Annotated in this window: 23 protein-coding genes; 11 read left to right on the top strand and 12 right to left on the bottom strand. The window is 64.0% G+C overall.

The features are described 5' to 3' along the window. Positions 1-21 precede the first annotated feature (21 nt). Complete coding sequence (locus AC07FD_RS21490; protein ID WP_095084563.1) at positions 22-900, top strand: LysR family transcriptional regulator; 879 nt, start codon at positions 22-24, stop codon at positions 898-900. A gap of 6 nt (positions 901-906) precedes the next feature. Here AC07FD_RS21490 and AC07FD_RS21485 read toward each other — a convergent pair whose 3' ends face one another. The 6 genes from AC07FD_RS21485 to AC07FD_RS21460 all read right to left on the bottom strand — a co-directional run bounded on the left by AC07FD_RS21485 (position 907) and on the right by AC07FD_RS21460 (position 7,075). Continuing rightward, positions 907-1,833 carry a heme-dependent oxidative N-demethylase family protein gene (locus AC07FD_RS21485; RefSeq protein ID WP_478351454.1) on the bottom strand — a complete coding sequence of 309 codons (927 nt, stop codon included), beginning with the start codon at positions 1,831-1,833 and terminating at the stop codon, positions 907-909. Positions 1,834-1,836: 3 nt separating this feature from the next. Beyond that, positions 1,837-2,124: a YciI family protein gene (locus tag AC07FD_RS21480; protein WP_478351453.1), complete on the bottom strand. Its 288-nt coding sequence runs from the start codon at positions 2,122-2,124 to the stop codon at positions 1,837-1,839. A gap of 13 nt (positions 2,125-2,137) precedes the next feature. Then, positions 2,138-2,800, bottom strand: a complete 663-nt coding sequence (locus tag AC07FD_RS21475) for an aminotransferase class IV family protein (protein ID WP_478351452.1) — start codon at positions 2,798-2,800, stop codon at positions 2,138-2,140. Further along, complete coding sequence (locus AC07FD_RS21470) at positions 2,749-3,894, bottom strand: aminodeoxychorismate synthase component I (RefSeq protein ID WP_478351451.1); 1,146 nt, start codon at positions 3,892-3,894, stop codon at positions 2,749-2,751. Before AC07FD_RS21470 ends, AC07FD_RS21475 begins: the two co-directional genes overlap by 52 nt. A gap of 214 nt (positions 3,895-4,108) precedes the next feature. Further along, entirely contained in the window at positions 4,109-4,867 is a 759-nt protein-coding gene (locus AC07FD_RS21465) for a proton-conducting membrane transporter (RefSeq protein ID WP_478351450.1), read from the bottom strand. Positions 4,868-5,242: 375 nt separating this feature from the next. Then, complete coding sequence (locus tag AC07FD_RS21460) at positions 5,243-7,075, bottom strand: M3 family oligoendopeptidase (RefSeq protein ID WP_478351449.1); 1,833 nt, start codon at positions 7,073-7,075, stop codon at positions 5,243-5,245. A 178-nt stretch (positions 7,076-7,253) separates the two neighbouring features. Between AC07FD_RS21460 and AC07FD_RS21455 the strand changes: the two genes are divergently transcribed. The 3 genes from AC07FD_RS21455 (at position 7,254) to AC07FD_RS21445 (ending at position 11,535) form a co-directional block, all read left to right on the top strand. Then, the gene (locus AC07FD_RS21455) at positions 7,254-8,795 is read left to right on the top strand and encodes a sigma-54-dependent transcriptional regulator (protein WP_478351448.1); all 1,542 of its coding nucleotides are present in this window, start codon (positions 7,254-7,256) and stop codon (positions 8,793-8,795) included. Positions 8,796-9,288: 493 nt separating this feature from the next. Beyond that, positions 9,289-11,160 (top strand): peptidoglycan L,D-endopeptidase MepK, encoded by a 1,872-nt coding sequence (locus tag AC07FD_RS21450; protein ID WP_478351447.1) that lies wholly within the window; start codon positions 9,289-9,291, stop codon positions 11,158-11,160. A gap of 180 nt (positions 11,161-11,340) precedes the next feature. Next, positions 11,341-11,535, top strand: coding sequence for a hypothetical protein (locus AC07FD_RS21445; RefSeq protein WP_478351446.1), 195 nt, complete (start codon positions 11,341-11,343; stop codon positions 11,533-11,535). A gap of 72 nt (positions 11,536-11,607) precedes the next feature. On the opposite strand, the gene AC07FD_RS21440 is transcribed toward AC07FD_RS21445, so the two are convergent. Further along, positions 11,608-12,246, bottom strand: a complete 639-nt coding sequence (locus tag AC07FD_RS21440) for a 2-dehydro-3-deoxy-phosphogluconate aldolase (protein WP_095084554.1) — start codon at positions 12,244-12,246, stop codon at positions 11,608-11,610. Positions 12,247-12,435: 189 nt separating this feature from the next. Here AC07FD_RS21440 and trhO point away from each other — a divergent pair, with 189 nt between their 5' ends. The 3 genes from trhO (at position 12,436) to AC07FD_RS21425 (ending at position 15,305) form a co-directional block, all read left to right on the top strand. After that, positions 12,436-13,365, top strand: a complete 930-nt coding sequence (gene trhO / locus AC07FD_RS21435; RefSeq protein WP_478351445.1) for an oxygen-dependent tRNA uridine(34) hydroxylase TrhO — start codon at positions 12,436-12,438, stop codon at positions 13,363-13,365. A gap of 130 nt (positions 13,366-13,495) precedes the next feature. Continuing rightward, on the top strand, positions 13,496-14,233 hold the full coding sequence (locus tag AC07FD_RS21430) for a tellurite resistance TerB family protein (RefSeq protein WP_478351444.1): 738 nt from the start codon (positions 13,496-13,498) through the stop codon (positions 14,231-14,233). Between the two features lie 316 nt (positions 14,234-14,549). Continuing rightward, a complete protein-coding gene (locus tag AC07FD_RS21425; RefSeq protein WP_478351443.1) occupies positions 14,550-15,305 on the top strand; it encodes an SDR family oxidoreductase in 756 nt (251 codons plus the stop codon). A gap of 33 nt (positions 15,306-15,338) precedes the next feature. On the opposite strand, the gene AC07FD_RS21420 is transcribed toward AC07FD_RS21425, so the two are convergent. Together AC07FD_RS21420 and AC07FD_RS21415 are read right to left on the bottom strand one after the other, a co-directional pair. Beyond that, positions 15,339-15,713, bottom strand: a complete 375-nt coding sequence (locus AC07FD_RS21420; protein ID WP_478351442.1) for a YciI family protein — start codon at positions 15,711-15,713, stop codon at positions 15,339-15,341. 52 nt (positions 15,714-15,765) lie between these two features. Next, entirely contained in the window at positions 15,766-16,950 is a 1,185-nt protein-coding gene (locus AC07FD_RS21415; RefSeq protein WP_478351441.1) for a pyridoxal phosphate-dependent aminotransferase, read from the bottom strand. Positions 16,951-17,033: 83 nt separating this feature from the next. Between AC07FD_RS21415 and AC07FD_RS21410 the strand changes: the two genes are divergently transcribed. From AC07FD_RS21410 to denD, 4 genes are all read left to right on the top strand, one after another. Beyond that, the gene (locus tag AC07FD_RS21410; RefSeq protein ID WP_478351440.1) at positions 17,034-17,720 is read left to right on the top strand and encodes a GNAT family N-acetyltransferase; all 687 of its coding nucleotides are present in this window, start codon (positions 17,034-17,036) and stop codon (positions 17,718-17,720) included. 32 nt (positions 17,721-17,752) lie between these two features. Next, complete coding sequence (locus AC07FD_RS21405; RefSeq protein WP_478351439.1) at positions 17,753-18,733, top strand: cation diffusion facilitator family transporter; 981 nt, start codon at positions 17,753-17,755, stop codon at positions 18,731-18,733. Between the two features lie 83 nt (positions 18,734-18,816). After that, entirely contained in the window at positions 18,817-19,029 is a 213-nt protein-coding gene (locus AC07FD_RS21400) for a hypothetical protein (protein WP_111548644.1), read from the top strand. Positions 19,030-19,040: 11 nt separating this feature from the next. Continuing rightward, positions 19,041-20,018: a D-erythronate dehydrogenase gene (gene denD / locus AC07FD_RS21395; RefSeq protein ID WP_478351438.1), complete on the top strand. Its 978-nt coding sequence runs from the start codon at positions 19,041-19,043 to the stop codon at positions 20,016-20,018. 25 nt (positions 20,019-20,043) lie between these two features. Here denD and AC07FD_RS21390 read toward each other — a convergent pair whose 3' ends face one another. The 3 genes from AC07FD_RS21390 to AC07FD_RS21380 form a co-directional block, all read right to left on the bottom strand. After that, on the bottom strand, positions 20,044-21,270 hold the full coding sequence (locus tag AC07FD_RS21390) for a nickel/cobalt transporter (protein WP_478351437.1): 1,227 nt from the start codon (positions 21,268-21,270) through the stop codon (positions 20,044-20,046). After that, positions 21,267-21,935 (bottom strand): DUF1007 family protein, encoded by a 669-nt coding sequence (locus AC07FD_RS21385; protein ID WP_457154706.1) that lies wholly within the window; start codon positions 21,933-21,935, stop codon positions 21,267-21,269. The genes AC07FD_RS21390 and AC07FD_RS21385 overlap by 4 nt, the downstream gene beginning before the upstream one ends. A gap of 111 nt (positions 21,936-22,046) precedes the next feature. Beyond that, positions 22,047-22,946: a LysR family transcriptional regulator gene (locus tag AC07FD_RS21380; RefSeq protein ID WP_095084543.1), complete on the bottom strand. Its 900-nt coding sequence runs from the start codon at positions 22,944-22,946 to the stop codon at positions 22,047-22,049.

Below are 22,946 nucleotides of genomic sequence, written 5' to 3'. Positions count from 1 at the left end.
ACTAATTCCAAGGTGGAATAGATGGACAGGCTCATGGTGATGAACACCTTCATAAGGGTCATCGAAACCGGCTCGTTCTCGGCGGCCGCGCGGCATTTGCGCGTCGGGCAGCCTGCCGTCTCGAAGGCCATCGCGCAGCTCGAGGAACGGCTCGGCGTTCGCCTGCTGTCGCGCACCACCCGAGGTCTCTCGCCGACCGATGCCGGCCTCAGCTTCTATGAAGGCGCCAAGCGCGCGGTCGACGAGGCCGACGAAGCAGAGAACGCGGCGCGTGGCACTGCGGCGGCGCTTACCGGATTGCTGCGCATCGGTACGTCGGTAACCTTCGGCCGCCTGCATGTCGTTCCGAGGCTGAAAGCCTTCCTCGACGCTCACCCGAGGCTCGACGTCGAGGTGGCGATGGACGACAGGAACGTCGACCTCGTCGAGGAAGGGGTGGATGTCATGCTCCGTCTGGGTGAAAGCTTCGCCCCGGCTCAAATCGGGCGCAAGATCGCCACCTGTCGTCGTCTCGTGGTGGCGGCACCCTCCTACCTGGCACGCGAGGGCGAACCCATCGCGCCGGATGAGCTGTCGCGGCACGAGGCGATCCTTTTCGTCCGCGCAGGCACTTCCAATCGCTGGACATTCCGGCGAGGCGCCGAAGAGGTTTCGCTTGCCGGCCAAGGGCGGCTGCGCGTGACTTCCGCCGAAGGGATACGTGAGGCAGTACTCGCCGGCATCGGCTTCACGGTCGGCTCCGAATGGATGTTCGACGCGGAACTGCGCAGCGGTGCGGTTCGGCCGATCCTGGTCGACTGGGCGCTGCCGCCCGTTGAATTGTGGGCGCTGTTTCCGGCCGGACGCAAGGCCAGCGTTAGGGCAAGGGCGTTCGTTGATTTTCTGGCGGGCAGCCTGTAGCCGGCTTCAGCCGGCCATTGTCTTCAATCGTTCGATCAGCCGGTCGCGGTCCGATGTCAGGCCCTTGTAGTCGAGCTGGTCGAGATCGAGCGCTTCGAGCTGGGCAGCAAAGGACAGTGCGAGCGTCGCCCGGTCCGGGTGCCGATCCAGCACGGCGAGCGGGTCGAGGTGGATGCGGATGGTGAACAGGATGTCGCGCGAGGACGGCAGCTTGCGCAACGTCTGACGCTCGACGCGGATGAAGGCGTGCGCCCTGACGTCACCATCGGGGAAGCGTGTCGGCCGGCTGGAGGCGCGGTCGATGCGCTCGACATTGGACAGCGGATGATAGAGCGCATTGTCGGCCTGGATCGACCAGTTGAAGCGCTCGACCGCCTGGCCCTGGAGGCCGTCGAACATGCGGTTGATCAGCTCGGCTGGGCGGGTACCCGGACCGAAGCCCGGCACCGGCGCGTGGATATCCTGCAGCGGCCGGCCGAACTTCTCGACCAGCAGCCAGGATGAGGGGAAGCACAAAGAGCCGGCGACGAGCCGCCAGCCGCTGTCGTTGCGGCGCATCAGGATCAGGTCTTCCTGGACCAACAGCGAGGCGGCGACGAGCGGTGCGCCATCGAGGCCGGAAGGGATGGTGAAATGGCTCTCCGTGCCCACGATTTCGACGCCTGCGTCGGTGCGCCGATAGGTGTCGGGAAATCTCTCCGGCAGATGCGTGCCGAGCAATTCCAGCACTTCCTGCTGGGCGTCCCGCGTGCCGTCCTCCTCGACGAAAACCCGCTCGGGGATCTCGGCATAGAGCCGGCGCTTCTCGGCGAGATACGGCAGCAGAAGGTCGTCGACCTCGATCCAGTCTGCCGGATCGAGCGGCTTCAGGCCGATGCTGAAGAGTTTCGACGAGCCGTCATAGGGCGTATGGGTGGGCAGCGCCTCGGCCAAAGCTCATGCTTCCCTGAAATCGTCCAGGCCGGCGGTGGTCATCCTCGCCAGGAATTCGGTGACCTCATAGTCGGCTGCGTTTGCCATGGCGAAGGGATCCGCTGCCAGCCTGGCGTCGAGCACTTCGCGCGGGCATTGCGCGATGATGATGCCGCCGGTTCTCGGTTTCTTTGGTCCGGAGGCGACGAAGATGCCCTCCGCATAGCAGGCCTTCAGCCGTTCGATATGGGCCGCCTGCAAGCGGTCGATCTCGGTCAGCGGCACCTTGTAGTTCAGCGAAACGACGAACATAGCATTCTCCCGGTCATGCCAGCTTTGCGGGAATCAAGCCGCGCAGCGAATTGCCGACAAAGATCGCCTTGGCCGACTGCAGATCGCTATAGCTGTAGATCGCTTCGCGGGCGCGGCCTTCATCCAGAAGCTCGGCGCGCAGTACGCCAGGCAGCAAGCCGCAGTCGAGCCGCGGCGTCGCCAGCATGCCATCGCCAAGATCGGCGAATAGGTTGGCGATGGTGCCTTCGCAGATCTCGCCGCGCTCATTGGCCAGCAGCACCTCGTCGGCCTGGTTGATGAGATATTCCGAGCGGGCATGCGTGTAGAGCTGCCGCCGGCTGGTCTTGTGGCGCAGCAGCGTGTCGTGCGAATCGAGCCTTGTGCGCGCCAGCCGCAGCGTCCACACCTTGCAGGCGGCGAGCGGTTCATAGGGCTGTGCCGAGGCGGTCGCTTCGCCGTCGCGCGACAAAGCCAGGCGGGTGCGCAACGCGATGCCGGATCCGCTAACCGCATTGCCCAGCACCTCGCCGATCCTCTGCGGGTCGCAGGCAAAGCCGAGTTCCGCTGCCGAGCCGTAGAGGCGGGCAAGGTGGCGATCGAAGCGCAGGAAGCCCGAGCCGGGTTCCCAGCGCATGGTCTCGATCAGCTGGAAGTCGGCGGTGTTCCCGTCGCGAAGCGCGCTTTCAGCAGACACTCCTGATACTCCTCCTCAGCCGTCGAATCGAAGACGACGCCGCCGCCGACATTGTAGACGGCCTCGCCGCCGGAAAAGAGCGAGATGGTGCGGATCGCCACGGAAAAGCGCATCGTGCCGCCGGGTGCGATCCAGCCGATGGCGCCGCAATAGGCGTCGCGCGGCGTGCCTTCCAGATCGTGCAGGATTTCCATGGCACGGATTTTTGGCGCGCCGGTGATCGAGCCGCACGGAAACAGCGCCGCGAACACCTGGCGGATGCTGAGACCCGGCAGCAGTTTTGCCCTGACGTCGCTCACCATCTGGTGGACTGTCGGATAGGTCTCGATGCGGAACAATGCTGGCACGTCCAGCGTGCCGACCTCGCTGATCAGCGAAATATCGTTGCGCAGGAGATCGACGATCATCCGGTTTTCGGCCTGGTTCTTCTCGTCGTTGCGCAGGAAGATCTTCTGCCGCTCGTCCTCGGCCTTGGTGGCGCCGCGCGGTGCGGTGCCCTTCATGGGATGCGTCTCGATCGTGCCTGCGGCGTCGATCTCGAAGAACAGTTCGGGCGAACGCGACAGCACGATGGGATCACCGAGCGAGACCAGCGCGCCATATTTCACCGGCTGGCGTTCGGTCAGCGCATCGAAGGCGGCGAGCGGGTCGCCCGACCATTGGGCATGAATGGGAAAGGTCAGGTTGCCCTGATAGCAGTCGCCTTGCCTGATGTGCTGGTGCAGCCGCGAGAACCGCTTCTCGTAATCATCGAGCGACCATGTCGCCCGCGCGTCGAAGATCGGGCCATTGGTCGCCGCTGCGTTGCGGGGCGGCACCGCCTCTTCGACCGGCGCATCGAAAACCCCAAGGCAAACGAGTGGAGCGCGGCGCCCTTTCGGCAGCAAGGGAACAAGCTTCGGTTCGAGCAGATAACCCGCTTCATAGGAAAAATAGCCGGCCAACCATTTGCCGGCGTCGTGCGCCGCCTGGGCCGCCGCCAGCGCCGGCAGGAAGGCCTCTGCCTCATGCGCCACGATGATGTCGGCCGGCCGGTCGAAGACGAGCTGGCGCGCGCTTTCGTCATTGCGGAAAATTGCGGCGGGCAGGGACATGGGACTCGAATGCTGCGCTCAATGAAGCCGTCGACCGCTCTATATGGGGGGCCGCTCGCGCGCAATCGAGGGAACGGCACGCTGGCCCTCAAAGCCGACCTCCTGGGCCGACCTGTGGGCCAATCCCTGGGCCAACTCCGGGTCGACATTGCGGCCAAAAGCAAACGGCGGCGCCTTGGGCACCGCCGTTTGTCATAAATCTTGCTTCCGCCGATCAGGTGTTGCTGGCGGTACCCGCTGTCGGAAACTGCTTGGCGAATTCCGCCTCGTCGCCGGCGGCAAGCAGCTTGGCCTGCTCGATCCAGCGTTCGCGCGCGATGCGGCCGTCGAAGTTCATGACATCCTCGATCCGCTTGATATCGGCGGCTGTCCAGGCGGCGATCTGGGCGAAGCTGGTGACACCTTGTGCCTTGAGCAGCTTCTCGTTGACCGGGCCGATACCGATCAGCCGGCGCAGATTGTCGGGCTTGCCCGCTGCTGGCTTGGCTGCTGCTGGCTGGGCCGCCGTGGCTTTCGCCGGTGCTGCCGCTTTTGGTGCGGCGCTCGCCTTTGGAGCGCTGGCCTTGGGGGCGCCGGACTTCGGTGGGCTGGACTTGGCGGCACCGGGCGCTGCCTTGGCCGCCGCCGGCTTCTTTGGCACCGGTTTGGCCGCTGCCGGCACCGATTTGGCCGCGGCTGGCGTCGACATCAGGGCAGCTGGCGCCGGGCTCGCGGCCTTTGCGGCGCCAGTTCCTGCAGCTGGCGTTGCCTGCGCTTCGCGCAGCCGGCGCTCAAGGTCGGTGCGGGTCTTGCCGCATGCATCGAGCTCACCGGTCAAGCGGTCGTTGTCGGCGCGCAGCCTGTCGCGCTCGCTGCGCGTGCGGTCGAGGTCGCCGCGCAAGCTGTCGAGTTCACCGCGCAGGCGTCCCCAGAGGAACCAGCCCACCAACACGCCTACCAGGAACGCCAGGAGCATGTAGAAAAAAGTGCCCATTGTCTCTCTCTCCAATCAGATCCGTCTGCCGTGGCATGGGTTCATGACCTTCGGCGAATGACTAGTCGATGGTGGTTCCGCTGGTTCGCAGAACAGCCGGCTTCGGTTGGAGCTGTCGGCGATCGGCTTTGCCTGCCATGGCCAACGGCCGTTGTCGCGTTCGCCGAGGCGCTGCGGCCAGCTGAGACTTTCCCTCGCCGATCCGCATGCGCTCCGGCTGAGCTTGGAAGGAAGGCTATCATAGGGCTTGTGGAAAGCTATCGGAAAACTTCCATGGAGAGTACTTCAAGAACGGATATTTGGACCAAGAATAAGCCGTCCCAATATGCATCCCGGCTAGACTGTTTTGCGAGCAGATGAGATCTACGGGCGCGTTCAAGCGTCGAGTGTTTCCAGCTCGTCGATCAGGCCGCTGATGACGCCTAGCCCGATCTGCCAGAAGGCGGGGTCGGTGGCATCAAGGCCGAAGGGCGCCAGGAGCTCGGAATGATGCTTGGTACCGCCGGCGCGCAGCATTTCGAAATACTTGTCCTGGAAGCCGCGCTCGGCATTCTGGTAGACCGCGTAGAGCGAGTTCACCAGGCAGTCGCCGAAAGCATAGGCATAGACGTAGAAGGGCGAATGGATGAAGTGTGGGATGTAGGTCCAGAACACCTCGTAGCCTTCGCGCAACTTGATCGCGGGCCCGAGGCTTTCGGCCTGCACTTCCAGCCAGAACTGGCCGAGCCTGTCGGAGGTCAGTTCGCCATTCCTGCGCTCGGCATGCACCTTGCGCTCGAATTCGTAGAAAGCAATCTGGCGCACGACCGTGTTGATCATGTCCTCGACCTTCTGGGCGAGCATGGCCTTGCGCTCTCGCCTGTCGGTCGTCTGGTCGAGCAGCGAGCGGAAGGTCAGCATCTCGCCGAAGACGGATGCCGTCTCGGCTAGCGTCAGTGGCGTCGAGGCCATCAGCGCGCCCTGGCCGCTGGCCAGCACCTGATGTACGCCGTGGCCGAGCTCATGCGCCAGAGTCATCACATCGCGCGGCTTGCCCATGTAGTTGAGCAGGACATAGGGATGCGCCGACGGCACGGTCGGATGCGCGAAGGCGCCGGGCGACTTGCCCGGACGCACCGGCGCGTCGATCCAGTTGCGGTCGAAGAAGGTTCGCGCGATTTCCGCCATGTCGGGCGAAAAGCGCTGATAGGCGGAGAGCACGGTGTTCCTGGCCTCATCCCAGCCGATGATCGCCTGCGGCGTATCCGGCAACGGTGCGTTGCGGTCCCAGTGGTTCATCACCTCCATGCCCAGCCAGCGCGCCTTCATCTGGTAATAGCGGTGCGACAGGCGCGGATAGGCGTCGCGAACGGCGGATGCCAGGGCGTCGACCACACCGCGCTCGACGCGGTTGGCGAGGTGGCGTGAATCGGCGATGTCCTCGAAGCCGCGCCAGCGGTCGGAAATCTCCTTGTCCTTGGTCAGCGTGTTGGTGATCAGCGTGAAGGTGCGCAGATTCTTGCGGAAGGTCGCTGCCAGCGCCTCGGACGCCTGCCGGCGCACGTCGCCGTCGGCATCCTGCAAGCGGTTCAGCGCCGGCTCGAGCGTCAATTCCTCGCCGTCTATATCGAAGCGAAGGTCGGTCATCGTCTCATCGAACAACCGGTTCCAGGCACCGCGTCCGGTGATCGATTTCTCATGGAAAAGCTGCTCGACGCGGTCTTCGAGCTGGTAGGGCTTGTCCTTGCGCAGATCGAGAACCCAGGGCCGGTAGTGGCCGAACGCGGGATCGCCGGCAAGCGCGCCTTCGATCGCGCCGTCATCGATCAGGTTGAGTTCGAGCGCGAAGAACAGAAGGTGCGCGCTGGCGTCGGTCATCTTCTCCTGGATGTCGCCATAGAGCTTGGCGCGCTGAGGGTCGGCGGTGTTTCCGGCATAGACCAGCCCGGCATAGGAGACGATGCGGCCAATCAGTTCCTCCAGGGCCTCGTAGGCGACAAGCGCCTCGCCCAGCCTGCCGGCGCTGCCACGCTCGGCCTCGGCGGCCAGCGTACCCTTCCAGCGGCTCTCGAAGCTGATCGCGTCGGCTGCGGCCTTGGCGATGTCCCGCTTCAGTTCCGGCGCCTCCATGCCTGCATAGAGATCGGCAAGGTTCCATTCCGGCAGGTCGCCAAGCTCGGCCGCGCCCTGACCGGAGGCTGGCGCCGTCAGCCGCCGAGCAGAATCCATGTGCCCAGAAACCATGTGCATCGCCGATACCTTCCGTGGCCGAGGTTCAAAGGGGAAAAGAGAAGCCGGTCAAATCCTAAGGAATTCATTCACCGGGTTTTTTGAAACCTTATTTAGAACCCTGTGCCAAGATGGTCCACAGGGCAGAATTCCTCGGGCGGGCATAGTCGTACCAGTCATGACAGGTTCCATACTCATAGTCGATGACGATCCCGTGCAGCGCCGGCTGCTCGAAGCAGCCGTGACGCGGTTCGGCCATGCGGCAACCGTCGTCGACGGCGGCGCGGCCGCACTCGATGTCCTCGACGGGCCCGGCGCCCGCGACGTTTCGGTGGTCATCCTCGATCTGGTCATGCCCGGTCTCGACGGCATCGGCGTGCTGAAGGCGATGCGCGAGCGCGACATAAATGTCCCGACCATCGTGCAGACCGCCCAGGGCGGCATCGAGACCGTGGTTTCGGCTATGCGTCACGGCGCCTTCGATTTCGTCGTCAAGCCGGCCTCTCCCGACAGGCTGCAGGCGTCGATCGCCAATGCGCTCAAGGTCGAGGCGGTCGAGGGCGAGGTCAAGCGTACGTCGCGCCGGCGTGGCGGGCTTTTGACCTTCAAAGACATGGTCACGCACAGCCCGGCCATGGACAGGGTGATCCGCCTCGGCCAGAAGGCGGCGGCATCCAACATCCCGATCCTGATCGAGGGCGAGTCCGGCGTCGGCAAGGAACTGGTGGCGCGCGCCATCCAGGGCAGCGGCGACCGCCGCTCAAAACCCTTCGTCACCGTCAATTGCGGCGCCATTCCCGACAATCTGGTCGAATCGATCCTGTTCGGCCATGAGAAGGGCTCGTTCACCGGCGCCACCGAGAAGCACACCGGCAAGTTCGTCGAGGCGCATTCGGGAACGCTGTTTCTCGACGAGATCGGCGACCTGCCGCTCGACGTGCAGGTCAAGCTGCTGCGCGCCGTGCAGGACGGCGAGGTCGACCCGGTCGGCGGACGCTCGACCGTCAGGGTCGACATCAGGCTGATTTCGGCGACGCACCGCAACCTCCTGCAGCAGGTCAAGGACGGCAAGTTTCGGGAGGATCTGTTCTATCGGCTGAACGTCTACCCGATCTTCGTGCCGCCGCTGCGCGACCGCCGCGACGACATCCCCTATCTGGTCAAGCATTTCATGGAGAAGGTGGCGCCAGCCGACCCGCGTCATCGCCTGCAAGGGATTTCTGCTGCGGCCCTTGCCGTGCTGCAGGCCTATGACTGGCCGGGAAACATCCGGCAGCTCGAAAATGCCGTCTTCCGGGCCTCGGTGCTTTGCGAAGGCGATGTGCTGACCACCGAGGACTTCCCGCAGATCCGGGCGCAGGTGGAAGGCACGGTCAATCTCGACGCCGACGGCGTTTCGCCGTCTGCGTCCTTGCCGCTGGACACGGAGCCGGGCGACGAGGAAGCCTCGTCAGGCGAGGCTGTCCTGGCGATCGAGCCTGATCCGCTGGCCAGGCTGCAGCCTCGCTTCGGCACGTTGCGGGCGCTCGACGAACGCGGCAATGTGCGCGCGCTGGCTGATGTCGAACTCGAGATGATCAAGCTCGCCATCGACCACTATAACGGCCAGATGAGCGAAGTCGCCCGCCGCCTCGGCATCGGCCGCTCGACGCTTTACCGGAAGCTCAAGGAATACGGCATCGACCCGGAGACCGGCCGCGTCGACCGGCTCGCTTCCTAGGTGTGTTGAGAATCAGGTGATGCCAGCCTGACCTCAATCTCGACACACCCTGGAGCGCATAATCTCTCCCGAAAACCAGTTTCCACCATCGCTTTGCCGAGCTTCGGTTCGGGATTCGTGCTTCGGACGCAAGGCCGGAGCCAGCTTGCAATGCCAGAATCCGCCCTATATCGGGTTTCGGCGGGAATGTGGCAGGCCTATGGACAGGCCTGTTCACGCATTAAGGCTAGCGGTAACAGATCGTGTTTCGAACAAAGGCAGAAACATGATCTAAACCAGCGGTTTACCAAGAAAACCGGTGAACAATTTTTGACGGGATATCGCCACGGTGTTACCGCATTTTGGCTTCAATAAGCGATGATTAACCATTAGGATCGATATTCGGATGTGATAACGACACATCCGTTTGGACAAATCCGGGGACAAACGGCAGCCTGCAGGGCCTTTTGATTTGAACAGAATCGAACGACACACAAACGGGCGGCACCATCACGTGAGCGTCTGGCCGAAATGGCTGGCGGCGTTGATTGTCGCATTTGGTTTTGTTGCCGCGGCTGCAACCGGCGCCAGCGCCGAAACGCGCTCGCTGAAGCTCTATCACCTCCATACGCACGAGAAGGCCGAGATCGTCTACAAGCGCAATGGCCGGTACGTTCCGGAGGGTCTGAGGAAGATCAACATCATTCTGCGCGACTGGCGTCGCAACGAACCGACCAAGATGGATCCGCGCCTGCTGGATCTGGTCTGGGAAGCCTATCGGGAAAGTGGTGCCACGGACTACATCCAGGTCGTCTGCGGCTACCGCTCGCCGTCGACGAACTCCATGCTGCGCAGCCGCAGCAGGGGCGTCGCCGAGAAGAGCCAGCACATGCTCGGCAAGGCGATGGACTTCTACATTCCCGGCGTGCCGCTGAAGAAGCTGCGCAACATCGGTCTCAAGATGCAGGGTGGCGGCGTCGGCTATTACCCAACATCCGGTTCGCCGTTCGTCCATATGGATGTCGGCAATGTGCGCCATTGGCCCGGCATCAGCCGCCAGGAACTGGTCAGCCTGTTCCCCAATGGCAAGACGCTGCATGTGCCGAGCGACGGCAGGCCGCTGCCCGGCTTTGAACAGGCGCTTGCCTCCTACAAGGCGCGCAAGGGTTCGGGCGCTCCGGCCATCGAACTGGCCAGCGCCGGCGGCAGCAGCAAGAAATCAGGTGGGTTCCTGTCGGCTTTCTTTGGCGGCGGCGGCGACGACGAGGCCGACGACAGTGCCGATGTCGAGACCGCTTCGGCGGCACCTCCGCCCAAGGCTAGAAACCTGCAGCCGGCCGCGACAGCCAAGACCAGCAACCTCCCGGGCATCGCCATCGTGGCGCCGGAGAATGCAAAGCGCGCGGAGATTCCGCAAATTGCCGAGGAGCAGGCTCCGGAGCCGGAAAAGGATACGCCGGAGACGATCATCGCGGCGCTGCCTGCCCGCAGCATTCCGCTGCCTGATTTTGCACCGCGGCCGAAGGCCGATGTCGGTGCCCAGTCGCCTGAGAACGTTCCTTTCGCCATGGCGGATGCGACAGCGACCGCGGATGCGACAGCGACCGCGGATGCGGCAACCACCACCGAGGAGGCCGTGGCGACAGCACATGCGCCGGCGAACGTGCCTTTCGGCATGGCAGATCCGTCGGCCGCTCCGGCCCCTGCACAGGTCGCCGTCAACAACGTACCGTTGCCGACATGGCGCCCCGAGAATTCGCTGCCGGCCGCTCTGGCTCCGCCGCCCAGCAAGGACGTGCTGATGGCGCTGGCGGATACGGCTGAGCGCGGCAGCGCCGCGACCGACGCCCTCTCGGCGCTGCCCAGCGCGCGGCCCGACATAGCCAGGCCGGACGAGGTGAAGGCCGTGCTCGACGAGGCCAATGCCCGGGCCGGTGCTGCGGCCGACGCGTACCAGGTCGCTTCCTTGTCCTTGTCCGAGGCGCGTTCGGCCTTCAACGATCCGTCGGGCGCCGATGCCGCATCGCCGCGTGAGGCTGTCGTTGCCCGCCCGGCCGGCACCGATCCGGCCGCCGCGATCGGCGCTGGCGTCAAGACGACCCGCAAGGAATCGAGAGCCACCGCCCGCGACTTGAAGCCTGGTCCCAAGGCCATGGTGGTTGCCGCGGCGCCGCAGGCCGCCCGCTGGGCGCTGACCAGCGGCGAACATGTCGCCACCGTTTCAAGCGCCACGACAGCACCGGGCTACGCCTACAGCATCGTGCATACGCCGCCGAGCGAGGTCTACACGGCTGGCTTCCAGTCTGGCGACCAGATGGCCGATGCCAACCGCTTCACTGGCAACGCCGTCAAGTTCCTGTCGGTCGCCCGCTTCCAGACCAAGTAAGAGACCAGTCGATCGACAAAGCCGCGTCGGGCAACCTGCGCGGCTTTTTTGTTGCGCAGGCGGGGCCAATGGCGCCGCCGCCATTGGCCGCGATCACGCCGGTCTGACATTGCCGTGAGCTTGGAACTTGCTCAGTCCTTCAAGGGTTTCTCCCCTGTTCGTTCAAACCCGGGGATATCCATGAAGAACATTCTACTGGCATCGGTCATTGCTTTGGCAACTGCTTCAGCGGCCATCGCTCCCACGCAGGCAGCGACCGTTGTCGTCAAGACCCACGACCATATGCACATGATGAGGAAGCACTGCCGGACCAAGGTGGTCACGCATTGGGCTCACCACCGCAAGGTCGTGGAAAAGATCAGGATCTGCAACTGATCGGCACGAAACTCAATCGGCAGAACCCGGTCGACGCAAGTCGGCCGGTTTTTTCATGCCGCGCCGAAAGCCTTATTTTGCCAGCTTGCTCGCCGCGCGTGCGAGAGCCTCGATCTCATCCCATTTGCCGGCCTTGACCATGTCGTCCGGAGCCACCCAGGAGCCGCCGACGCAGACGACGTTGGGCAGGCTGAGATACTCGGCCGCGTTCTTGCCGGTGATGCCGCCGGTCGGGCAGAATTTCACATCGGCGAGCGGCGAGGCGAAGGCCTTCAGCGATGCGATGCCGCCCGACTGCTCGGCCGGGAAGAATTTGAGGAAACGCAGGCCGGCTTCCCGAGCGGCCATGATCTCGCCAGGCGTGATGGCGCCGGGCAGCAGCGGAACGTCGCTGTCGGCCGCTGCCGCCAGAAGCTCGCGGGTGATGCCGGGGCTGACGATGAAGCGCGAGCCCGCTGCCGCCGCCTCTTCGAATTGACGCGCATCGAGAATGGTGCCGGCGCCGACGATGGCGTCCTCGACTTCAGCCGCGACCCGCCGGATCGCTTCGAGTGCATCGGCGGTCCTGAGCGTGATCTCGATCGCCGGCAGGCCGCCGCGCGCCAGAGCGCGGGCCAGCGGCACGGCATCATCGACATTGGCGATCTTCAGCACCGGGATGACCGGCTGGCCGTTGAGGAGCGACAGGAGTTTTTCGGTCTTGCTGGGCATCTGTCTCTCCGTATCGTGGGACAATTCAACCGATTAGCAGACGGGTGTTTTTCTGTCCATGAAACGAAGCGTGTCGCGATGTCACGCGCCGTGGGGCGATGATACCGGCCATTGCCATCAAAGCGATGACGGGCTGATGAAGCCGGTGCGCCTTGAATCGGCTGCCATGAGCGTCTAGTTGGCTTGACAATGACATTGTCCACGCTGACAGGCCCCATCCGTGTCGCCGCGCTCTACCGGTTTGCCCGGCTCGACGCCTTCGACGAATTGCGCGCGCCGCTCGCCGCTTTCTGTTGCGGGTGTGGCATCAAGGGCACCTTGCTTCTTGCGCGCGAGGGCATCAACGGCACCGTCGCGGGCAGCGAGGCGGCGATCGCCGAACTGATCGATTATCTCGAAGCCATCGAAGGGCTCGCCGGCCTCGAGGTCAAATACAGCAGCGCAGCAGAAACGCCGTTCCACCGGATGAAGGTGCGGTTGAAGCGCGAGATCGTCACCATGGGCGTCGGCGACATCGACCCGGCGACGAGCGCCGGCACCTATGTCGCGCCGGCCGACTGGAACGCGCTGATATCCGAGCCCGATACAATCGTCATCGACACGCGCAACGCCTATGAGGTGTCGATCGGCACGTTCAAGGGCGCGGTCGATCCGGCAACGGCAAGCTTTCGCGAGTTCCCGGCCTGGGTGGAAGCAAACAGGGCGGAACTTGAGGGCCGCAAGGTGGCGATGTTCTGCACCGGCGGCATACGCTGCGAAAAGGCGACGGCCTACGTCAAGTCGCTCGGTTTCGACGATGTCTTCCACCTCAAGGGCGGCATCCTCAAATACCTGGAGGAGGTTCCGGCCGAACAGAGCCTGTGGCAAGGCGAGTGCTTCGTGTTCGACGAACGCGTTTCGGTGTCGCACGGCCTTGCCGAGGGCGACGCCGAACTCTGCCGCGCCTGCCGCCATCCGCTGACGCCGGGCGACCTGGCGTCACCGAAATTCGCCACCGGCGTATCATGTCCGCATTGTTTCGATGCGCGTTCCGACGAGGACCGCCAGCGCTACGCCGAGCGTCAGCGCCAGGTCGAACTTGCGCAAGTGCGGGGCAGGGGCCGGCATATCGGATCCTGATCCGGGCTTCGGCCACTCGCCGCGAGGGATCTGTCCCGAAGGATCCGTCATTGTAATGTCAAAGTGCGGGGCCTACCTCTTCGGCGTTCGAAACCTGCCCGTTCGGCCGGGCAAATCCTGGAGGCATTGAATGTTCGATCCCAAGAAGCTTCTCGACGATCTGCTCGGCTCGCAAATTCCCGGCACCAGCGGCACCGTCCGGGACAAGGCGGGCCAGGCCGTGCAGATGGCCAAGGACAACCCGCTGGCCGCTGGCGCGCTCGCTGCCGTGCTGCTCGGGACCGGTGCCGGCCGCGAGGTGACAGGCGCCGCGGTGAAGCTTGGCGGACTGGCCGCGATCGGCGGCCTCGCCTACAAGGCCTACCAGAACTACAAGGCCGGCAACGCGCCGGCGGAAGCGCCCGCGACCGGCGAACCGGAATTGTTGCCGCCGCCCAAGGACACCGCTTTCCACCCGTCGCAGGCGCCGCAAGGCGAGGACGAATTCACGCTGACCCTGGTTCGGGCGATGATCTCGGCGGCCAAGGCCGACGGTCATATCGACGACGACGAGCGTCAGAAGATCGCCGGCAAGCTCAGCCTTGCCGGTATAGGCTCCGATGCCGAGAAATTCCTGATGAAGGAGCTGGAGAGCCCGCTCGACCTCGACATGCTGGTAGCCGGCGCCAAGACCGATGCGCAGAAGCTCGAACTCTACACCGCGTCGCGCCTTACCATCGATCCCGACACCCGCGCCGAGCGCGGCTATCTCAATCTGCTTGCCGGCCGGCTTGGCCTGCCGGATGCGCTGGTCGATCACGTCGAGGCGACGGTTTCGGCAGCCAAGGTGCCGGCCAAGGCTGGGACATCACCCAACCCGCGCTGGTAGCCCAAATCGGCACAGATCGCCTTTCCGGGGTTAACCCTCCATTAACTCAGGAAGCGCATGATTCTACTCAGTCGGACCGGTTTTTTCCTCCTCCCAAGCCCGGTTCAGATCAGGGCGGTCGCCAATGACCGCCCTTTTTGTCGGGCCCTGCCTGTTCGTTTGAGCAGGATCTTTTCCGAAAACCGGATTCCATTTTTCGAGACCAGCTATGGTGGTCCGGCTTGCCATCGCTGCCGTCATTTGCGATGCCTTCTCTCCTGAGGACAAACCCCGAAAATCAGTCGAGCACACGCAGCGCCGCTTGAGGACAACAGCCATGACCGAGCAAAGAACCGCCATCGTCACCGGCGCCGGCACGGGCATCGGCAAGAGCGTCGCCACGGCGCTGCTCAAGGCCGGCTGGAACACTGTGTTCTGCGGACGCCGCAAATCCGTGCTGGATGCCGCTGTCGCCGCGGCCGGGCCGACCGAGGCCAAGGCATTGGCGGTTGCCTGCGACATCAGCAAGGCCGGCGAGGTCGATGATCTGTTCGAGACGGTGGCGGAGGCCTTCGGCCGCGTCGACCTGCTCTTCAACAATGCCGGCATGGGCTACAAATCGACGCCGATCGACGAGATCCCGGTCGAGGTGTGGAACGATATCGTCGGCGTCAATCTCACCGGTTCGTTCCTGTGCGCCCGTGCCGCCTTCGGCGCCATGCGCAAGCAACGGCCGATGGGTGGCCGCATCATCAACAACGGCTCGGTGTCGGCCTACGCGCCGCGCCCGGGCTCGGTGCCTTACACGGCGACCAAGCATGCCATCACCGGCCTGACCAAGACACTGGCGCTCGACGGCCGCCCCTATGACATCGCCTGCGGCCAGATCGACATCGGCAATGCGCTGACCGACATGGCGCAGCCGATGACTGTCGGCGTGCCGCAGGCCAACGGCTCGATCGCTGCCGAAGCGGTGATGGACGTCCAGCGTGTCGCCGACGCCGTCGTCCACATGGCCAGCCTGCCGCTGGACGCCAATGTGCTGTTCATGACGGTGATGGCCACCAAGATGCCGTTCGTCGGGCGTGGGTGAGCAGCGGACGCTGGCAGGGCCTCCGCCGCTGGCTCATTTGCCCGCCAGCGGCGCGCCGGGCTTGAAAAGCAGAATGGGCCTGATCTCGTAGACGGCGGTCGGATTGACACTGCGAAGGTCGCGGGCGATCGCGATGGCCTCGTCCCGCGTGGCGCAGTCGACGACATAGAGGCCGAGCAATTGTTCCTTGGTCTCGGCGAAAGGGCCGTCGATGACCACGCCGTCACCCGGGCCGCGCAGGGTGAAGGCATCCTGCGTCGCTCCCAGACGCGCGGACGGACCTAGCGTGCCTTCCTCATGAAGCCGGGTGTTGATCTTCAGCAGGTCGGCCATCAGCGCCGCATCTTCCCGCGGCGTCAACGCCTTGATCGCATCTTCCACGTGATAGGCGAGGATTGCGTAGAACATCCGATGTCACTTTCTCCGGTCGTGAATATCCATAGACAGCGCAGGCTGAGCCTCACTTCGCCAGGAACGTTCCGATCCGCTCCAGCGCTCGCAAAATGTTCTCCTCGGAGTTGGCGTAGGAGAGCCTGATGTAGCCCTCGCCGAGAATGCCGAAATCGGGACCGCCGATCAGCGCCACGCCGGCCTCGTCGAGCAGCGCCGAGGCGAGCTTTTTTGCCTTCCAGCCGGTCTTCGACACGTTGGGGAAGGCATAGAAGGCACCCTTGGGCGTGATGCAGGAGATGTTGGGCAAGCCATTCAGCCCCTCGACCACGATCTTCCGGCGACGATCGAAGGCGCGCATCATCTTGTCGACATCGTCCTGCGGGCCGTCGATGGCGGCAATGCCGGCGAACTGGCTCGGCGCGTTGACGCAGGACCAGCAATTGACCGCCAGCTTGCGCACCTTGTCGTAGAGATGGGCGCCCTCGTCGCCATTCGGCCAGATCGACCAGCCCATGCGCCAGCCGGTCATCGCCCAGGTCTTCGACCAGCCGTTGAGGACGATCAGCCGGTCGCGGATCTCGGGAAAGCCAAGTAGCGAGCAATGCGTCTCGCCGTCATAGGTCATGACGTCGTAGATCTCGTCGGAGAGGATGGCGACCTGCGGATGTTTCTCCAGCCCCTCGACCAGCTTCTCGATCTCGGCGCGCGGCGTGACACCGCCGGTCGGATTGGCCGGCGAGTTGAGGATCAAGAGCCTGGTCTTCGAGGTGATCAGCGCCAGCGTCTCCTCGGCGGAGAAGGCAAAGCCGTTCTCCTCGCGCATCGGCACCGGGATCGGCGCTGCGCCGGTGAATTCGATCATCGAGCGGTAGATGGGAAAGCCCGGATCGGGATACAGGATCTCGGCGCCAGGCTCGCCGAACATCAGGATCGCGGCGAACATGGTCGGCTTGCCGCCGGGCAGGATCATCACCGTTTCAGGCGATATCTCGACACCGGTGGTGGTCAGCGTGCGCCGCACCACCGCCTCGCGCGTCGCCAGCAGGCCGTTGGCCGGCGTGTAGCCGTGGTGGCCGTCACGCAGCGCCTTGATCGCCGCCTCGACGATGTGCTGCGGCGTCTTGAAGTCGGGCTGGCCGATGCCGAGGTTGACGATGTCGCGGCCTTGGCTCGCGAGTGCTGTCGCCCGCGCGAGCACGGCGAAGGCGTTTTCCTCGCCCAGACGGTCGAAGGCCGAAATCGTGTGGAGCATTTTTCCCGTCCGTGTGGTTCTTACTGTTGGCGTGCGTTTTTGTGAGCCTTGGCCGGCAAAAGTCAAACGGATTGGAGCATTCGGTGTCGGAAAATCTCAAAGATTGGCAACCGCGTCCGCGGCCTGAGCGCAAGGCCATCGACGGCCGCACCGCCCGGCTCGAACCGCTGAGCGCCGCAAAACATGGCGACGGTCTGTATGAAGTGTCTTCCGTGTCCGACGTCGATGGCCGCTTCGCCTGGCTGCCCGACTATCCGCCGGAGACACGTGCCGCCTTCCAGCCATGGCTGGACAAGGTCGAGGCAAGCGAAGATCCGCTGTTCTTCACCGTCATCGACAAGGCCAGCGGCAAGGTCGCCGGACGCCAGACGCTGATGCGCATCGATCCTGCCTATGGCGTCATCGAGATCGGCAACATCTATTGGGGCCCGCTCATCTCGCGCAAGCCCGGTGCGACCGAAGCGCAGTTCCTGTTCATGAAATACATCTTCGATGAGCTCGGCTATCGCCGTTACGAATGGAAGTGCAACAACCGCAACGAGCCATCGAAGCGGGCGGCCGAGCGGTTCGGCTTCAAGTTCGAGGGCATTTTCCGCCAGCATCTCATCGTCAAGGGTGAAAACCGCGATACGGCATGGTATTCGATCATCGACAAGGAGTGGCCGGCTCTACGCCAAGCCTATGAAGCGTGGCTCGACCCGGCCAATTTCGATGGCGACGGTCAGCAGAAGCGACGACTTGAGGATTTTCGCGCCGAGTTTGGCGCGTGAACTCTGAATTCGGCGCGTAACGGGAGTTGCCATTGGCACATACCCATTCCGACGACCAGAGCGGACACGATCACGGCGCCGGCCATGTGCACGGCTCGACGGACAAGAAACGCGTCCTGATCGCCGCCTGCCTGACCGGCGGCTTCATGGTCGCCGAGGCGCTCGGCGGCCTTCTTACCGGGTCGCTGGCACTGCTGGCGGACGCCGGCCACATGCTCGCCGATGCGATCGCGCTCGGCCTTGCCTGGTATGCATTTCATCTTGCCGGCCGGCCGGCGACCGGCCGTCTCACCTATGGCTTCGGCCGGGTCAAGACTCTGGTGGCCTACACCAACGGCATCGCCATCTTCGTCATCGCGCTGTGGATCGTCTACGAGGCGTGGGGGCGCCTGCTGGTGCCGTCGCCGGTGCTCGGCGGACCGATGCTGGTGGTGGCGGTGCTCGGCCTGCTGGTCAATATCGGTTCCTTCCTCGTGCTGCATGGCGGCGACCGCGAAAGCCTGAACATGCGGGGCGCCATCCTGCATGTGCTCGGCGACCTGCTCGGCTCGGCAGCGGCGATCGTTGCCGCGCTGGTAATCCTGGCGACCGGCTGGACACCGATCGATCCGATCCTGTCGGTCCTGGTCTCGCTGCTGATCCTGTCAACGGCATGGTCGCTGATGCGCGCTGCCGCCCATGTCCTGCTCGAGGGCGTGCCGCCGAGCCTCGACCGCGATCTGATCGCCAGGGATATCGAGGCGACGGTCCAGGGAGTGCGTGAAGTGCACCACATGCACGTCTGGTCGCTCGACGGAACGAGCAACATGGCGACGCTGCATGCCTGCCTTACCGAAGGCGTCGATGCCTATCAGGCGGTGACCACCATCAAGAAGCGGCTTGCCAGCAAGCACGGCATCAGCCATGCCACCGTGGAACCGGAATTCGGACAGTGCGCCGACGATAGTGACGACCACGATCATGATCACGAGCATGGTGCGGCCGCGCATCACGACCATCATCACCAGGCCTGATCGATTGATATCGATTGGTCCTGCCCCAGGAGTCCCAAAGCCTTGAAAACCAGCTTGATGAAGATCCGCTGCCCCGGTGCAGCATGATGGACCGCGACACCAGGAATGCGGCCATCGCGGCAGCGTGGATCATGCTTCTGTTCGGTATCGCCGCCTTCTACCTGCCGACCGTGATGCTGGCACTTGGCAGTTTCTCGACCGTGCTGGCCGGTGCCTTTGGCATCGTGTTCGTGCTGGCGTTTTTCTCGGTGTTCTGGCTGCGGGCCCGCAACCAGCGCAAAAACCAGGGCAAATAAGGGATTTCGACATGCGTATTCTGATCACTGGCGCCGCGGGCATGGTCGGCCGCAAGCTCATTGCCCGGCTGGCCAAGGACGGCACGCTGCGCGGCCGCAAGATCGCAGCACTCGACCTGCACGACATCGTGCCGCCGCAGGCCCCAGCCATGGACGGCGTCAGCTTCACCACCCACACCGGCGATCTCGCTGAGACGGGCGCCACTGAGCGCCTAGTCGCGTCGCGCCCCGATGTCGTCTTTCATCTCGCCGGCATCGTGTCCGGCGAGGCGGAGGCGAATTTCGATCTCGGCTACCGCGTCAATCTCGACGGCACGCGGGCGCTGTTCGATGCCATTCGCGTTGCAGGGTTCGCACCGCGCGTCGTTTTCACCTCGTCGATCGCGGTGTTCGGCGCGCCGTTTCCGGATGTCATCCCGGATGAATTCCATCCGACGCCGCTGACCTCCTACGGGACCCAGAAGCAGATGAGCGAAGCGCTGCTCGCCGATTATTCCAGGCGTGGCTTCTTCGACGGCATCGGCATCCGGCTGCCAACCATATGCGTGCGGCCAGGCAAGCCGAACAAGGCAGCCTCCAGCTTCTTCTCCGGCATCATCCGCGAACCGTTGAGCGGCCATGAGGCAATCCTGCCAGTGCCGCGTTCGGTCGTGCACACCCATGCCAGCCCGCGCTCGGCGGTCAATTTCCTGATCCATGCGGCGGAGATCGACGGCAACGCTGTCGGGCCGCGCCGCAATTTGACCATGCCCGGCGTCGCGGTCACAGTCGGCGAGCAGATCGAGGCACTGGACCGCATCGCCGGATCGAAGGTGGTGAAGCTGATCCGCGAGGAGCCGGACGAGACGATCTGGGCGATCGTCAAGGGCTGGCCGACGCGGTTCGAGGCGCGGCGGTCAAGGGAGCTCGGCTTCAGCGCCGAGAAGAGCTTTGACGAGATTATCCGCGCGCATATCGAGGATGAGCTGGGCGGCAAGATCGCGGGTTAAACCCGGAGCGTCGCCAACCGCAACATCATCCACCCGTCGCCAGGCTCGCCGACAGCAGCAACAGCCCAAACAGGAAGACGAACGCCGCGCCACCGATCTCGACGATCGAGTGGATGCGGTTGCCCATACGGCCGTCACCGGCGAAATACACCGCCCAGTTCTTGGCGGTCACCGCAAGGGTGGCCAGCGCCGAGACGGTGATGGCGGTACCCAGCGACATGGCCAGCACTGACAGCAGGCCACCGAGCCAGAGCCCGTTGAGAAGTGCAAAGCTCAGGACGATCAGCGCACCGGAACAGGGGCGGATGCCGACAGCCGCCACTGCCGACCAGGCCGTGCGCCAGTCGAAGCGGTCGCCAGACAGCAGCGCCGGATCAGGCGCATGCGAATGGCCGCAGGTGTCGCAGACCTCGCCGGCCGCATGATCATGATGAGCATGGTCGTGTGCGCCATGATCATGCGCACCGTGCTCGTGATGATCGTGCGAATGCGCATGGTCGTGATCGTCATGCACGTGCAGGGCGTGCGAATGGGCATGCGCCGAATGGTCATGGTCAGCATGCGAATGCACTGCATGCGAATGACCACCATGCGAGTGGCCGGCATGCGAATGGCCGGCGTGCGAATGACCCGCATGGGAATGACCGGCGTGAGCCGCCGACAGGCTGTAGGCGGGGCTTCTGCCAAACAGGCGCAGGACGGAGGGGCCGAGCTTGCGCCAAAGCAGCCAGGCACCGAACAGGGTGACGAAAACAAAGCTCATGATTTCCATGAACCAGGCCGCATCGGTCATCGAGACGGCGGTGCCGCGCAGGACGAAATAGGCGACCGCCATCACTGCGACCGCGGTCAGGCCCTGCAGCAGTGCCGAGACGAAGGACAACAGGATGCCGCGCCGCAGCGCCACTTCATTGGCCACCATGTAGGACGAGATCACCGCCTTGCCGTGACCGGGGCCGGCGGCGTGGAAAATGCCGTAGGCGAAGGACAGGCCGATGAGCACCCACAGCTTGCTGCCGTCCTGACGCATCGCCTTCATCGCCGTCGCCAGTGCGCGGTAAAATTCCTGCTGCCTCAGATTGATCCACATCAGGATGTGGGCGAATGGGCCGGTGGTGGGCGCCATGCCGTCATTGACGCCGATGCCGAGCGAACTCTGGGCATGGGCGGAACTGGCGAAATGCATCATGACAAAGGTGATGGCCAACAGGCCGAATGCCAAACGCAGGGACGGTTTCGTCACCGGCTTCATCCTTCTGGCTGACAGTTCAGTTCGAGCTTGGTGGCGAAGATCTTGCTCATGTCGGTGCCTGTCGGATCGTTGAAGAAGGCATCGGTCAGGGTTTTCTGGTTTTCGGCGATCGCCTCGTCCGGATCGGGACGGATAACCTTGCTGGTGCAATTCGACGGCAGGCCTTCAACCGTGATGTTGCGGTCCTCGGTGAAATCGATCGCCGTGTAGAAGGTCGGATCGTAGACGCCGATGTCGATCTTGCCGTTGAGCTTGATCGGCTCCTTCGGCTCGGACTCGAACAGGATGATCAGCTGGTCATTGTCGAAATTGGCCATCAGATGCGGCGGCGGCGTCATCGCCACGTCCTTGCCGTCGACAGTGACGAGCTGGAAGTAGTTGAACTCGGCCAGCGAGGCGTGGACGGTGTCGGCAACCTCCTTCAGTTCCTTGTCGTCGAGCTTCAGGTCGGAGTTCTTGTCGAACTCCATCATCACCGTCGAGGAAAACAGATCGTCGAAGCGCCAGAGATGACGCAGCGCCTTCACACTTTGGTGATCCGGGGAGAGGATCACGTCGAGGCGAGCCTCGGCGAAGACATGGGGATGCACGTAAGCCGGTCCCGTGGCGGCAAAGGTCGCCGCCAAGGCCGAAGCCAGCATGATTGCGTGCCGTTTCAGGTGCATTCTCGGTCGCGATTCCACCGGCCTCGGAGAGATGTCGAGAGTTACCAGAAAGGGGGCGAAATTGGGACCGCTGGTGTGCGTCGCCCAAAAGCGGGCAGCGGCTTGGAACGGTCAGGCAGCCTCACGCGTCCTGAACCACTGCACCAAAAAGTCGACGAAAACGCGGACCTTGGCCGGCAGGTAGCGGCGGTGCGGGTAGACGGCAAAAATGCCGCCGCCCGACAGGATGCGGTCATCGAGCACCGTGACCAGCCGCCCGCTTTCGAGATCGGGCGCGGCGATGAAATCCGGTAGGACGGAAAATCCGAGCCCCGCCAGGGCCGCCGCCCGCGCCGTCATCGGGCTGTTGACCTCGATAGGACCCGACACCGCGACGCTCACCGGATCGCCATTCTCGCCCTTGAACGGCCAGTTGTTCAGACCGCGGCCATTGGTGTCGACGATGCAGGGCATGCGGCCGAGATCCTGCGGCCGCATCGGCATGCCGTGCTTGGCGATCAGTTCGGGAGAGGCGCACAGCCTTATCGAAAACGGCGCCAGCCGCCTGGCGATCAGCGACGAGTTCTCCAGCCGCGAGATGCGCACTGCGAGATCGAAGCCTTCCTCGACAAGGTCGACGAAACGGTCGTCGAGCTGGATGTCGAGCACGATGTCGGGATATTGCTTGGCGAAGTCGATCAGCGACTGGCCGATCGGCGCATCGGCGAAGGTGCGTGGCGCCGACAGCTTGATCCGGCCGCGCACGTCGCCTGAGGATTCGCGCACCGCATCGGCCAGGCTGTCGACCTCGCGCACGATCTCGGAGGCGCGCCGGTAATAGGTGTGGCCGGCCTCCGTCATCGAGAACTGCCTTGTGGTTCGGTTGAGCAGCAGCGCGCCGAGTTCGTCCTCCAGCTCGCGCACATATTTCGACAGCAGTGCCTTGGAACGGCCGATCTTGCGTGCCGCCGCCGAAAAGCCCTCGGCCTCGACCACATCGATGAAGGCACGCATGCGGGTCAGTGTGTCCAT

Source organism: Mesorhizobium waitakense, from assembly GCF_056431085.1.
Note: the sequence above shows the minus strand (reverse complement) of the source record. Positions and strands in the feature narration are given on the sequence as shown.